Origin of the sequence: Winslowiella sp. 2C04 (genome assembly GCF_050037805.1) — a bacterium.
GTDB classification, from domain to species: domain Bacteria; phylum Pseudomonadota; class Gammaproteobacteria; order Enterobacterales; family Enterobacteriaceae; genus Erwinia; species Erwinia toletana_A.
This window is the reverse complement of sequence record NZ_CP188300.1, coordinates 709,988-722,924: the sequence shown is the minus strand read 5'-3', so window position 1 is coordinate 722,924 and position 12,937 is coordinate 709,988. Positions and strand designations below refer to the sequence as shown.

Below are 12,937 nucleotides of genomic sequence, written 5' to 3'. Positions count from 1 at the left end.
CTCCCTGAGGCCCCATTTTTTGGGTTAAGCATTGAGAAAATGAAGAAAATTATCGCCTTGCTCGTCATAGCACCGCTGTTGATCTCCTGCTCCGGTAATAAAAAAACGACTTCACACGAAGAGTGGGTCAAGGACACCAACGGTTTTGACATTTTAATGGGCCAATTTGCCCACAACATCGAGAATATTTGGGGCATCAACGAAGTGCTGATCGCCGGTCCGAAGGACTATGTAAAGTACAGCGATCAATACTTCACCCGTAGCCATATCAATTTTGACGCCGGTAGCATCACCATTGAAACCATTGCCGGAACTAACCCGACGGCCAGCCTGCGTCAGGCGATTATCACCACCTTGCTGATCGGTGACGATCCGGGCAATGTCGATCTCTATTCCGATGCTAACGATATTCAGATCAGTAAAGAGCCTTTGCTGTATGGTCAGGTGCTGGATAATACCGGCCAGCCGATTCGCTGGCAGGGACGCGCGGGCAACTTTGCTGACTATCTGATCCAGAACAAGCTTCAGCGCCGCACTTCCGGCATGCATGTTATCTGGTCGGTAACTATTCCGATGGTGCCAAACCATCTGGATAAGCGCGCGCATAAATATCTGCCGATGGTGCGTAAATCAGCCGAGAAGTACGGTGTCGATCAGTCGCTGATTCTGGCGATTATGCAGATCGAATCGAGCTTCAACCCGTATGCCGTCAGCCATGCTGATGCACTGGGCCTGATGCAGGTTGTGCAGCATACCGCCGGAGTAGATGTCTTCCGCCTGAAAGGTAAATCGGGTAAACCCAGCCGCAGCTACCTGTTCGATCCAGAGAACAATATTGATGCCGGTACCGCTTATCTGGCGATTCTGCAAAAAAGTTATCTGTCGGGAATTTCCGATCCAACGTCCCGGCGTTACGCCGTCATCACTGCCTACAACGGCGGTGCAGGTAGCGTATTACGCATCTTCTCCAGTGATAAAAATACCGCTTTTGGTAAAATTAACGCGTTATCTTCCAGCGAATTTTATCAGACTCTGGCGACGAAGCATCCGGCGGCAGAATCACGTAATTACCTGGTAAAAGTGAGTAAAGCGCAGAGAGGCTATCGCTTTTACTGAGTGGGTTTTGGCAAATAAAAACGGCGAGCTAAGCTCGCCGTTTTAGTTACGGGGTAAATCCCCTGGTGTTGGCATCAAAATGGTGCATGAAATTTTTTAGCGGTTTAACTTTTTAAACTGCCGGGTGGTCTCGGTCAGCGCTACTTCTGTCGGCAGGCGTTCCATTGAGCTGGCGCCGTAGAAACCATCGCACAGCGGGCAGTTATCAAGAATATATTGTGCATCCTGCGGCGACGAAATCGGCCCGCCGTGGCAGAGCACAATTACATCCTCACGCACCGCCTTAGCGGCCTGCGCCCACTGAGTGATCAGCGGTACACAATCTTTCAGGCGCAGCGCGGTTTCCGCCCCGATATTACCGCCGGTAGTCAGCCCCATATGCGGCACAATGATATCCGCACCGGCCTGCGTCATCGCTATCGCATCCTGCTGATTAAACACATAGGGAGTCGTCAGCAAATCCTTCTGATGCGCCAGCCGAATCATCTCAACTTCCAGCCCGTAGCCCATGCCGGTCTCTTCCAGATTGGCGCGGAAGTTGCCGTCAATCAGCCCGACGGTCGGGAAGTTCTGCACACCGGAGAAGCCCAGCGCTTTCAGATCGTCGAGAAACTTATCGAACTGGCAAAACGGATCAGTGCCGTTAACACCGGCCAGTACCGGCGTATTTTTCACGACCGGCAACACCTCTTTTGCCATATCGACGACAATCTCATTGGCATTGCCGTAGGCCAGCAGCCCGGCCAGCGAACCGCGACCGGCCATGCGATAGCGGCCCGAGTTATAGATAACAATCAGATCGATACCGCCTGCTTCCTCACACTTTGCCGAAAGCCCAGTCCCTGCCCCGCCACCGATAATCGGTTCGCGGCGGGCAACCATCGCTCTGAATTTGGCTAATAATTCCTGTCGGTTAAACCCCGGCATGGCTACTTCTCCTTCGCTGTCAGGCTGCGAAATGCTGCCACCGCCGCCTCTGCAAACAGTGGATGATTGATGTTATAAGGCAATCGCTGAATTTTTCGCTGCGCGGTTTGTAACAGTTCAGCTTCCAGCGTAGTAATAAACGCCTGATTTGCCTCGGGTGACCAGAAAGGTTGCCCGACGGCATCCAGTGCGGAAAATCCACCTTCAGGAATAAGAAATCTGACTTCACCTGCACAGCGATTCAGTTTGGCAGCAATCCATTTTGCCAGCGCCACGTTCTCTTCCGGCGTGGTACGCATCAGCGTTACCTGCGCATTGTGATGGTAAAACAGACGATCGGCATACTTCGCCGGTATCGTCGACGGATGACCAAAATTGACCATATCCAGTGCGCCACAGGAGACCACATACGGCACCTGAGAGAGGGCAATAGCATCGAAGCGATCCTCACCGCAAGCCAGCACGCCACCGGCCAGTAAATCGCACACTTCCGTAGTAGTCAGATCGAGCACGCCAGACAACATACCGCTGTCGGCCAGCTTCTCCATCGCTTTACCGCCGCTGCCGGTGGCATGAAATACCAGACAATCATATTCCGCTGCCAGCGCCTGACTCACTGCCTGAATACAAGGAGTAGTAACACCAAACATCGTCAGGCCAAGCGCAGGCTTATCGGACGCGTCTGCGGCAACCTGAAACAGCACTGCGCCGGCGATTTGATGAGCAGCATTGCCAAGTACCTGACGGGAAATACGATTCAGTCCGGCCACATCGGTCACCGAATAGAGCATATTAATATCACTGGCACCGACATAACCGGAAACATCGCCGGAAGCCATGGTTGAGACCATCAGTTTGGGAATACCCACCGGCAAAGCTTGCATCGCCGGGGTAATCAGCGCGGTGCCACCCGATCCGCCAAGGCCAATTACCCCGGCAATATCGTCACGCTGACTAAGGAAAATCTCAAATGCAGTCGCCATCTCATCAATCGCCCGGCCACGGTCGCCGCAGAATACCGCGGACGCACCCTGGGGGTGAAAAGCGGCGACGCTTTCGGCACTGAAATCAGCCACAGAAGCGCGGCTAAGTGTCTGAGTGGACAGATCAACTGTGACGACTTTCGCTCCACAATTGGCAATCAAATCACGGACGAAATACAGTTCCATTCCTTTAGTATCTTCCGTAGCTACGGCATAGATAAAACCATCTTTCTTCTTCATTTCTTTGGCTCAATCCTGTTATTTGTCTGAATAAAGAGTTGATAAACCTGAAATAAAAACCACAATATCCTTTGTGATAGGAACTGTCACTTTACGCTGAGATAACAGTATCATCCATTAAATTGATAAATCAATAGAATGAAACTGATATCTCATTATCGATAATTAGCCTGGAATGACGCCTGAATGCTTACGCAATAGCGGGAAAATGTGTGCTTATCATGCTGTTTTTTGCTCGCTTACCCGCTCATCTTCAGGCAGATTTATACTGATACAGAGGTTATTGTGGTTCAAAAGGAAAACCAAGAAGGTATGTCATTGACATCAACTCGCGCACGAACGCGCCGCCTGCTAATCGATACTGCCATGCAAATGTTTGATGGTGGAGCATTTCCATCGATAAGCGAGGTGGCGCAGGCGGCACAATTGTCGCGCGCCACCGCTTATCGCTATTTTCCGACGCAAAGCGCGCTGGTGGCAGCTATCGTCAGTGAAACCCTGAGTCCAATAAACAGCTGGCAACCCACTCAGCAGGAAGCCACTGCCCGCATTGATGAGCTGCTGACATTTGCCTTTCCGCGTATGCTGCAACATGAAGGCACGCTGCGGGCTGCACTGCACCTGTCACTGACGCAGTGGGCGCAGTCGCAATCTCAGGATGCGGTACCAATCAAAGAGCGGCTGGTGCGCGGAAATCGTAAGCTGTTATTGCAGAAAGTGGTCGAGCCGCTGTCTGCCGAGCTGCCACCCGAACTGATGCAACGCGTGCTGCACTCACTGTCACTGGTTTACGGTTCAGAGATTTTTCTGGTAATGAAGGATATCTGGGGCTGTGATAATCAGGAACTACAGGACGTGGCGAAGTGGATGGCGAAAGCCATAGTACGCCAGGCTCGGGAAGATGCGCAGTCGAAAGCGGCTTCAGCATAAAACAAACGGGGCGGCATTGAATGCCGCCCCACACATTACATCATCACATAACCACACAGCCGCTTAACGCCGCTGGCGTCGGCTTCTGCATACACCCCCTGCAATTCCGGTGAGAAGCCCGGCAGCAAATTAATGCCCTCCTCCAGCGCGAGGAAATAGCGCTGCACCGCGCCACCCCACACTTCGCCCGGCACCACGCACAGCACGCCTGGTGGATACGGCAATGCGCCTTCGGCAGCGATACGTCCCTCCGCCTGTGCGATCGGCACCAACTCCACATTGCCGCGAATAAATTCAATATTGGCATCCTGTGGGTTCATCGCCACTTTCGGCAGGCTCTGCTGACGGAACATCGCCTTCTGCAGATCTTTCACGCCATAGCTGACATACAGATCGTGCATCTCCTGACACAGACGGCGCAGGGTATAGCCCTGATAACGCGCGGCATTCTTCCGATAAACCGTCGGCAATACCTCACACAGCAGCGCATCCTGTTTTACATGCTGCTCAAACTGCGCCAGCATTGCCACCAGATGCGCCATCTTCTCCGCGCTCTCCGCTGGCGTCAGCAGGAACAGGATCGAGTTAAGGTCGCATTTCTCCGGCACCACGCCATTTTCACGCAGATAGTTTGCCAGAATGGTCGCCGGAATACCGAATGCAGCATACTCCCCAGTGGCGGCATCAATACCCGGCGTGGTCAGCAGCAGCTTGCAAGGATCGATAATGTACTGATCGCGTGCATAACCGTCGAAGCCGTGCCACTGCGCACCCGGCGCAAAGCTGAAATAGCGCGCATCAGCAGCGATACTTTCGGTTGGCGCATCCTGTCACGGTTTACCGTCAACGCTGTCCGGCAGGAATGGCTTAATCATCTCGCACTTCGCCAGAATTGCCTTACGCGCATCAATCCCCAGCGTCACGCACTCATGCCACAGGCGACGCCCTGCTGCGCCCTGATGCATTTTGGCGTTAACGTCCAGCGCGGCAAACAGCGGATAAAACGGGCTGGTTGAAGCATGCAGCATAAAAGCATTATTAAGCCGTTTATGGCTACAAAAGCGATGCTGGCCGCGAATATGGTTATCTTTCTTGTGGATCTGCGAAGTCTGCGAGAAGCCAGCCTGCTGTTTATGCACCGACTGGGTGACAAAAATACCCGGATCGTTCTCATTGAGATCGAGTAACAGCGGAGAACAGGCCTCCATCACCGGAATAAACTGCTCGTAACCAACCCAGGCGGAATCAAACAGAATGTAATCGCAGAGATGACCGATTCGGTCAACCACCTGACGCGCGTTATACACCGTGCCGTCATAGGTACCGAGCTGGATCACCGCCAGACGAAACGGACGCGCTTCGCTGGCGCGTTCCGGTGCAACCTGTTTAATCTGCTTACGTAAATAGCGCTCGTCGAAACAGTGAGCATCAATGCCGCCAATAAAGCCAAACGGATTGCGCGCAGTTTCCAGATAAACCGGGGTGGCACCCGCCTGAATCAGTGCGCCGTGATGATTGGATTTATGGTTGTTGCGGTCAAACAGCACCAGGTCTCCGCGCGTCAGCAGCGCGTTGGTCACCACTTTATTGGCGCTGGAAGTGCCATTCAGCACAAAGTAGGTTTTATCCGCATTAAACACTTTTGCCGCAAACTTTTGCGCATCCTTCGCCGAACCTTCGTGGATCAGCAAATCACCGAGCTTAACGTCGGCATTGCACATATCGGCACGAAATACATTTTCGCCGAAGAAATCAAAGAACTGACGGCCGGCCGGATGCTTTTTAAAGAAAGCTCCGCCCTGATGCCCAGGACAGGCAAAGGTGCTGTTGCCCATCGCCACATATTTGGTCAGAGTGTCAAAAAATGGCGGCAGCAGAGTCGCTTCATACTGCGCAGCCGCCTCTTCCAGCTGGCGATCCGACTCGGCATCGCCGTTCAGCAATCCGGTCACTTCAGGTAGTGGCTGCGCCGGTTCAGCGCCTTCCAGTGCGATAAACACCGGCAGATTAAAACCGGTATGACGTAATAACGCCAGCACGCCACTGCGCGAATCAGCAACAGAGACGACCACCGCCGCCACATCGGTAAAATCAGTACTGTCCAGCGTCACAATATCACGCTGGGTATGGAGGTTTGGCGCAGCGCAGGCGCTGGCAGCAATTTTTAGTGTTGTCATAGCACAAATCCCAGATTAAACAGGATGAGTGGGTGCCAAAGGCACGGCAATGGGAAATGGCTTCCCGGCGTAAGTGTCTTAAATCGAAAAAGCATTGGATTCAGCTTTAACCGCCAGACATCAGTAAAACCAGATCGCGTCTGTTTTTTACTCATGCCTGAAAGCAAGCATCAGAAAGCCTCACCGCATGATGAGAGCGTGTATCGATGGGGTCTGACAGAGGATCGTTCGCGCATGCTGCGACATCAAAAGATGGCGGGAACAAGTGCTCTGATTCAGCATTGAACCGTTCATAGCGGCGACCTCAGTTAAGTGAAATGATGGGGCATCAAAATTTGCGCAATAATCGCATTTTTTAATTTTCGCTACAACCCACATACTGAATTAATTGCAACTGAAGTGTCATTTATAACATATTGATAACTATAGAAATATCGTAGCGCGAATAATTAAAAACTGTTTTATTATCCGATAGTTATGCGGATTTATGCAATATTGTAAGTTTTGCCGACATCATATTGAGTGCCATTTTTTCCCGAACAAAGGCCGAGGGCAAAACCAGCCCCAGCCGACCAATTATTACCCGACAACTGGCTTTTTTCACCACAAACTGATGGAAAAGAGTGCAATCAGTCAGCATTCACAACAAAAGCATTTGACGCATTTCTCCCTTTACGGTTTAATGCGCCCCGTTGCCCGAATAGCTCAGTCGGTAGAGCAGGGGATTGAAAATCCCCGTGTCCTTGGTTCGATTCCGAGTTCGGGCACCACTATTCATAAGGCCTCGCTGCAAAGCGGGGCTTTTTCCTTTTCTGGCTACGGTAGATTTCTGGTCGTTGCAACACGTTATTTGTTTGCTGGATTTCTTGCCATTTTCGCAGATGTTCGTTACGTTTAGACACCTCAACATCCTCTGATGTACCTTTTCCTAACGTTACTGCTACGGTCCTCTACGGTTCCTTTCTCTCAGATCATTCATAATGAAGTAGAAAATACGGGGAAAACGGGGGAATTATCATTTCGCCTTAATCCGCTGGTATTAACGTGATTTTGTCGCGGGGAATAAGGTGGGGAAATCCCCAATAGCAAGCTGGGAAACCTGGCAGCATACACCCTCCACATGGGGATCTTCACCAGTTCGTCCACCTGCAACAAGCTCTTCTTGCCCTTTCACTTCTTACCGTTTTCAGAATCCCCCCGTTCTCCACGCCATCATAAAATGATTTATCCGTAAGCTAAACGTACTGGACTGTTAAACCTGAGTGTCCGCTGTGAGCGAGGAGCGGACCTGAGTGCTAAAAGGTAACCCACATTGCAACACGTCGCGCCGGAATGAAACCTTTAGAGATCTCTTCGGCGATTAGGCTTACCAGATGCGGAGGTCGTGCGTGGCCTTCCACAATATTAAATCCTAATATACCGTAAAATCTGGCATTAAAAGCGACCATCTTGTCTGTTGTCAGCGTGGCACCAGCCAGGCCGCGGTGTTGCCCAATATGGAGAATTCTCTGCATAAGCAGTCTGCCGATCCCGTGGCGCTGCCATTCCGGATGCACATCAATTTCAGCAATGTGCAGCCATGTGTCTTCAACTTTTCCTGCTACAAATCCCACAGGAACTGAATCAGGCGTATAGGCCGTTAGCAACAGACCGTTACGACTGAAATTGCTCAATTCCTCAAGGCTACATGCGCCCGCCTCGCCTGTAACCGCACCTGCATTACGCAATGTTTCAAAAGCAGCCAGTTCAATAGCGCGAAGCTTGTCAAAGTGCTCAGGATGAGTGGGACTTATAGTGAAATCCATGACTTGGTTCTCCATGAATGATGTCATAATTTTTAGGGTCTTTAGTTGTCTATGAGCTTGAAACAGGAGTGAACCCTTCTCACTGAATGAATCATAACATGATGCATGCTACGTCCGCTTCTGGCACTAAGCGGACAAGCTAACAACTCCAGCTTTACGGCATGTTTCTCTGCCCATTCAGCCAGGGCCAGAGAGATAAACTCCGGACCATTATCCATGCGCAGCATGACCGGATAGCCGCGATTTGCCGCGATCATGTCGAGCACACGGACCACTCGCAGAGCTGGCAGATTCAGATCGATTTCAATCGACAATGCCTCACGGTTAAAGTCATCAACAACATTGAACGTGCGAAAACGACGGCCACAGACCAGGGCATCATGCATAAAATCGACAGACCAGCTCTGGTTCAGCGCTTCAGGCGTGGCCAGTGGCGAGGGATTACGTACCGGCAACCGTTGTTTGCCCTTACGGCGAAAGTTCAGCTTCAGCAGACAGTAAATACGGTGGATCCTTTTGTGATTCCACGTGTATCCCTGCCGCCGCAGAACCTGGAAGAGTTTCGGAAAACCGTATTGTGGGTATCGCTCTGCCACTGCCTGCAACGCGACAATGACGGGTTCGTCACGCGTGGTATCCGGGCGGTAATGATAAACCGTTCTGCTCAGGTTCAGACTCCGGCAGGCCTGACGGATACTGAGTCCGAACGTCGTTATCAGATGAGTGACCAGCTCACGCTTAAAGGCTGGTTTTAAAGCTTTTTTTCGATAACATCTTTAAGCGCCCGGTTCTCAAGGCCCAGGTCGGCAAACATCTGTTTGAGACGTCGGTTCTCGTCCTCAAGATCCTTGATCTTTTTAATATCAGAAGCCTCCATGCCGCCATATCTGGACTTCCAGTTGTAGTAGGTGGCTTCAGAGATACCGGCCTCCCGGCAGATATCCTTAACAGTTCGTCCGGCTTCAACCGACTTAATCACGGCGATGATCTGATGCTCAGTAAAACGGGCTTTACGCATAGCGATCTCCTTCGTTGGCAGATTGAGTATGCAGGAAGATCTCTAAATGTGAATGGCACGATTATGCGGGATGTTTACAGCCCCACCCTGCCGGGCCGACTCATGCTACAGCTACTGCGTGGCCGCCAGGATCCTCTCTGCTGCCAGACCACTGCGATCATCGTCAGCCAGCAGGTGCTGATGTCCCAGTTCACTGTCTGCGCTGCAGAGAAAAGCACTGAGCGTGGTAATGGCCACGCATGCCAATGGCCAGTAGGGGTATTGAGTTGGCGTGCAACGTCGCTGATCCGCGGGTTAAACGTCTGCCGACGATGGTAATGGCGACCAGAATTGGGCCAGGCCAGCTGGTGAGAGGCCTTACATTCAACATTGAACTGGCACCATCATGAAACTATGAAATCAGATGTATCTCTAATTATTAGTCAGTGTGTCATAAACAAAAAATAGCAGAGTCTCATTATATAAAATTATAACTTTATTATTTTGGTAATTCCCTGGTGTTGCCATATTGCGTGCAGTTTTCACTGTTGTTGATGACGTATCAGACCTTAAACCGCGTGCAGGCCTGAATTGGTTTTTTTTCGTTTACGGACGTTGATTTTTTGACTGATATCGACTCGGCCATATTTCTTCAGGTGGCAGGCCGATAGCACTGGCAATAATCTCTTCTCCACGTGGCCAGGGCCTCGTAAGTGCATTACCCAGCGTTCCTGACGAAAGACCATTCTCTCTTGACAGAGCAGAGAGTGATTTCTTCTTTTTTCTTACTGCGGCAAGGATATCTTCCCTGTGCCAGTCTGATGAAAGCTGATTCGATTCCATTCATAAATCTCCAATATGAGAATCATCTAAAATGGCAACCTTCCTGATGTGGAAGCTCAGTAACACTTGGCCATTACTCTTTAACAAAGCTGCAGTATTAATACCCTCGCCTAATAAAATAATCAACATCCACGTTTAAAAATGATGATTATTTTACCTATCAAGCATGATAAAATGCCTTTTTTTGACCAAAAAAACGGCAAAAAAAATTTAACTATATGATTTTAATAGCAATGAGGGATCGATAATGAACAAGGCCGTTGTTGTTTTTAGTGGTGGGCAGGATTCAACAACTTGTCTTATTTATGCATTGCGTAAATACAAACAAGTCCATTGCATAACTTTTGATTACGGGCAACGTCACCGTGAAGAAATTGCCATTGCACGCGAGCTGACGTTAAAGTTAGGTGTCATTCATAAAGTCATGGATGTGGGACTACTGAATGAACTTACAGTAAGTAGTTTAACTCGTAGTGACATCCCTGTTCCGGAGCAAATTAGTGATGAGGATAGTGATGTTCCTAATACTTTTGTGCCGGGAAGAAACATCCTGTTTCTAACCCTCGCATCAATCTATGCTTATCAAATAGATGCCAGAACCATCATAACGGGTGTATGTGAGACCGATTTTTCTGGATATCCGGATTGCCGAAATGAATTTGTGCTTGCGCTGAATAATGCCTTAAGTCTCGGTCTGGGTAGAACTATTGATATTGAAACCCCACTTATGAATCTGAATAAAGCTGAAACCTGGGCAATGGCAGATCATTATAATTCATTTGAGTTAATTAAAGACCAAACACTTACCTGCTACAATGGCATCAAGGGGGCAGGCTGTGGTAATTGCCCATCCTGCTTTTTACGCAAAAGAGGACTGGACGAATACAATAATGAGAAATGTCTCGTTATGAAATCGTTCAGGGAGAAAGCCAAATTCCTGTAAAACCTATCTGGGGACAAATGCCCCCAGATAACTTTCTAATTTCTTATCACATAGCGCGAAAAAAAATAACGAGATATGTAAGCAGGTAGTATATTAAAAAATGCGAAGAAAATCTTTATAACTATTTGTATCAATGCCATTGTTATGATGGTATTGATACTCATTTTTCCATAAAATGCTATAAAGCAGAAAACAAAGCTATCGATAATTGCCGCAATGAGTGTGCTGAAAAATATCCGAACGAAGAGAAATCGCGAGTTTGTTATCTTTTTAATCTTACAAAGAACCCATGAATTCACATACTCAGAAAGAAAAAAAGATAACGAAGAAGCTATTACTGCGGAAAGAACATGTGCAATCAATGAATTATAATGCTCATTCAATCCCCAGGATGGAATAGCAGGCAGGACAGTTGAGACACTCAAGAGAAAGACTATAACCAGATTAGCGATGAGAGACATGTATATTGCTCTTCTGGCCAGCCTGAAACCGTAAAACTCGCTGAGCAAATCAATGGCAAGAAAGGACAAAGGGTAAATAAACGTACCCGGAGTAACGATGAGGTCCAGTGATTCAATATAAACTGGCTTTGCGGCAGCCAAATTGCTAAATATATAAAAAACGCTTAGTAGTAAAATCAGGAAGGAGTAAATAAGCCATGAGTTTTCATGTCTGTCTTTAAAATCATAAGCTGTTGTTTGATTTTTTTCAGTTGAATATATCTTCCTGTAAATGGATTTTATCTCATGAACGCTAAAGTCATCAATAAGCTCACTTTTTTCCAGTTCCTTAACATCTATCTTCATAACCTTCCCTGTTGTCATGATGAGAATGTTAGCTGATTTATCAGGACTATTGAACCCCAGTAATTTATATTTGCATCCCATAATTGTAGCGCTCTTCCATAATATCGCCAATAATTACAATTTCATCATCACGGTTATCGTGAAGATCCCTTATGCAAAAAATCCGTTCACTTTTGTTATAGCATAATTTTTGATGTCCTTTTATGTTTGAACCTCGTCGAAAGATAAGCAAGTCTCCGGAATTATATTTTCCTTCAATGTCGTGTTCAAGCAAGACGGCCACGACATTAGGCCCGTTTCCATAGTAGAAAGTTAGCGACTTCGCAAAAACCAACGCCCCTATTTTCTCATTATAAAAATCCAGGGACATACAATCTGATTCCGACAGAATGGGAACTGCGCAAGGATTCATGTTTCCCTCAAAGGAGACAATTTTGTCAGTATGTTCCTTTTCAGCAATATCAGAGCTTTCAATTTCGTCATATGAAATACCGAAAAAATCAGAAACCTTTTGCACAGTAGTTTTATGGATATTACAGACACGACCATCAAGAATATTATAAATTGTCGTCCGATTAAGACCGGTTCTGTCACAAAGGGACACTCTGGTTTCGCCCCTGGAAGAAAGTAAATACTGTAGATTTTTACGTATAAATTCCATCTTTTGCTTACGGTGCATCCGCAATTCCTTTTCCTGTCTGAAGAAATACGACCCAACTTTTACCTTTTAGTATTACTGTAAATCAAAGAAGATGGCACCCCGGAAAGAGTGCATCGTGTCAAAAATCTGGCGACAATGCCATTTTTTTCTGATAACACCCCATGAGACTATACGACCAGTTTCCAGGATAATGAGTGGGTGTATAAAGTATTCGCCGGCTTTCGTAGCAAAGCGAGTTGCTAATCATCACTTCACCTGCCACACCGCACAGTGACAGTTGTATGTAGGCCATTCCGCAGCACGCGGATCGACGTCAGTCGCTGAAAATCATAGATGACGATGTGATGCATAGCCCGCCCGGTTGAGGGCGTCCGCGACGGCCAGCACCCTGCAACCAGCACCGCAGGCGGGTTCGCATTTGAATTCATGACTAAAATTTCTTCTTTTCAATGGAGCACCGGTGTTGTTCTGAAGTGAGCAAATCACCTGCATTCAGGTGGCCGAATTCA

The 12,937-nt window shown here is 48.4% G+C and carries 9 protein-coding genes, 1 tRNA gene and 3 pseudogenes; 4 read left to right on the top strand and 9 right to left on the bottom strand.

Annotated features, from left to right (window positions below):
• Positions 1-39: 39 nt before the first annotated feature.
• Positions 40-1,116, top strand: a complete 1,077-nt coding sequence (gene mltC / locus ACP3TC_RS03090) for a membrane-bound lytic murein transglycosylase MltC (RefSeq protein ID WP_313853661.1) — start codon at positions 40-42, stop codon at positions 1,114-1,116.
• 96 nt (positions 1,117-1,212) lie between these two features.
• Here mltC and ACP3TC_RS03085 read toward each other — a convergent pair whose 3' ends face one another.
• Both ACP3TC_RS03085 and ACP3TC_RS03080 read right to left on the bottom strand, forming a co-directional pair.
• The gene (locus ACP3TC_RS03085; protein WP_313853663.1) at positions 1,213-2,043 is read right to left on the bottom strand and encodes a phosphoenolpyruvate hydrolase family protein; all 831 of its coding nucleotides are present in this window, start codon (positions 2,041-2,043) and stop codon (positions 1,213-1,215) included.
• Positions 2,044-2,045: 2 nt separating this feature from the next.
• Entirely contained in the window at positions 2,046-3,266 is a 1,221-nt protein-coding gene (locus ACP3TC_RS03080; RefSeq protein ID WP_426817500.1) for a Tm-1-like ATP-binding domain-containing protein, read from the bottom strand.
• A gap of 312 nt (positions 3,267-3,578) precedes the next feature.
• On the opposite strand from ACP3TC_RS03080, the gene ACP3TC_RS03075 reads away from it, so the two are divergent.
• Complete coding sequence (locus ACP3TC_RS03075; protein WP_313853667.1) at positions 3,579-4,196, top strand: TetR/AcrR family transcriptional regulator; 618 nt, start codon at positions 3,579-3,581, stop codon at positions 4,194-4,196.
• A gap of 35 nt (positions 4,197-4,231) precedes the next feature.
• Here ACP3TC_RS03075 and ACP3TC_RS03070 read toward each other — a convergent pair.
• Positions 4,232-6,373, bottom strand: a pseudogene (locus ACP3TC_RS03070) (ornithine decarboxylase).
• 694 nt (positions 6,374-7,067) lie between these two features.
• Here ACP3TC_RS03070 and ACP3TC_RS03065 point away from each other — a divergent pair.
• A tRNA-Phe gene (locus ACP3TC_RS03065) sits at positions 7,068-7,143 on the top strand.
• A 525-nt stretch (positions 7,144-7,668) separates the two neighbouring features.
• On the opposite strand, the gene ACP3TC_RS03060 is transcribed toward ACP3TC_RS03065, so the two are convergent.
• The 3 genes and pseudogenes from ACP3TC_RS03060 to ACP3TC_RS03050 all read right to left on the bottom strand — a co-directional run bounded on the left by ACP3TC_RS03060 (position 7,669) and on the right by ACP3TC_RS03050 (position 10,018).
• Positions 7,669-8,178, bottom strand: coding sequence for a GNAT family N-acetyltransferase (locus ACP3TC_RS03060; protein ID WP_426817499.1), 510 nt, complete (start codon positions 8,176-8,178; stop codon positions 7,669-7,671).
• Positions 8,179-8,318: 140 nt separating this feature from the next.
• A pseudogene (locus ACP3TC_RS03055) lies at positions 8,319-9,196 on the bottom strand (IS3 family transposase); the annotation flags it as partial.
• Between the two features lie 585 nt (positions 9,197-9,781).
• Positions 9,782-10,018, bottom strand: coding sequence for a helix-turn-helix domain-containing protein (locus ACP3TC_RS03050; protein WP_313853678.1), 237 nt, complete (start codon positions 10,016-10,018; stop codon positions 9,782-9,784).
• 247 nt (positions 10,019-10,265) lie between these two features.
• Between ACP3TC_RS03050 and queC the strand changes: the two genes are divergently transcribed.
• A complete protein-coding gene (queC, locus tag ACP3TC_RS03045; RefSeq protein ID WP_426817498.1) occupies positions 10,266-10,961 on the top strand; it encodes a 7-cyano-7-deazaguanine synthase QueC in 696 nt (231 codons plus the stop codon).
• Between the two features lie 35 nt (positions 10,962-10,996).
• On the opposite strand, the gene ACP3TC_RS03040 is transcribed toward queC, so the two are convergent.
• The 3 genes and pseudogenes from ACP3TC_RS03040 to ACP3TC_RS03030 form a co-directional block, all read right to left on the bottom strand.
• Positions 10,997-11,767, bottom strand: a complete 771-nt coding sequence (locus tag ACP3TC_RS03040) for a queuosine precursor transporter (RefSeq protein ID WP_426817497.1) — start codon at positions 11,765-11,767, stop codon at positions 10,997-10,999.
• Between the two features lie 64 nt (positions 11,768-11,831).
• The gene (locus tag ACP3TC_RS03035; RefSeq protein ID WP_426817496.1) at positions 11,832-12,446 is read right to left on the bottom strand and encodes a helix-turn-helix domain-containing protein; all 615 of its coding nucleotides are present in this window, start codon (positions 12,444-12,446) and stop codon (positions 11,832-11,834) included.
• 100 nt (positions 12,447-12,546) lie between these two features.
• A pseudogene (locus ACP3TC_RS03030) lies at positions 12,547-12,842 on the bottom strand (hypothetical protein); the annotation flags it as partial.
• Positions 12,843-12,937: the final 95 nt, after the last annotated feature.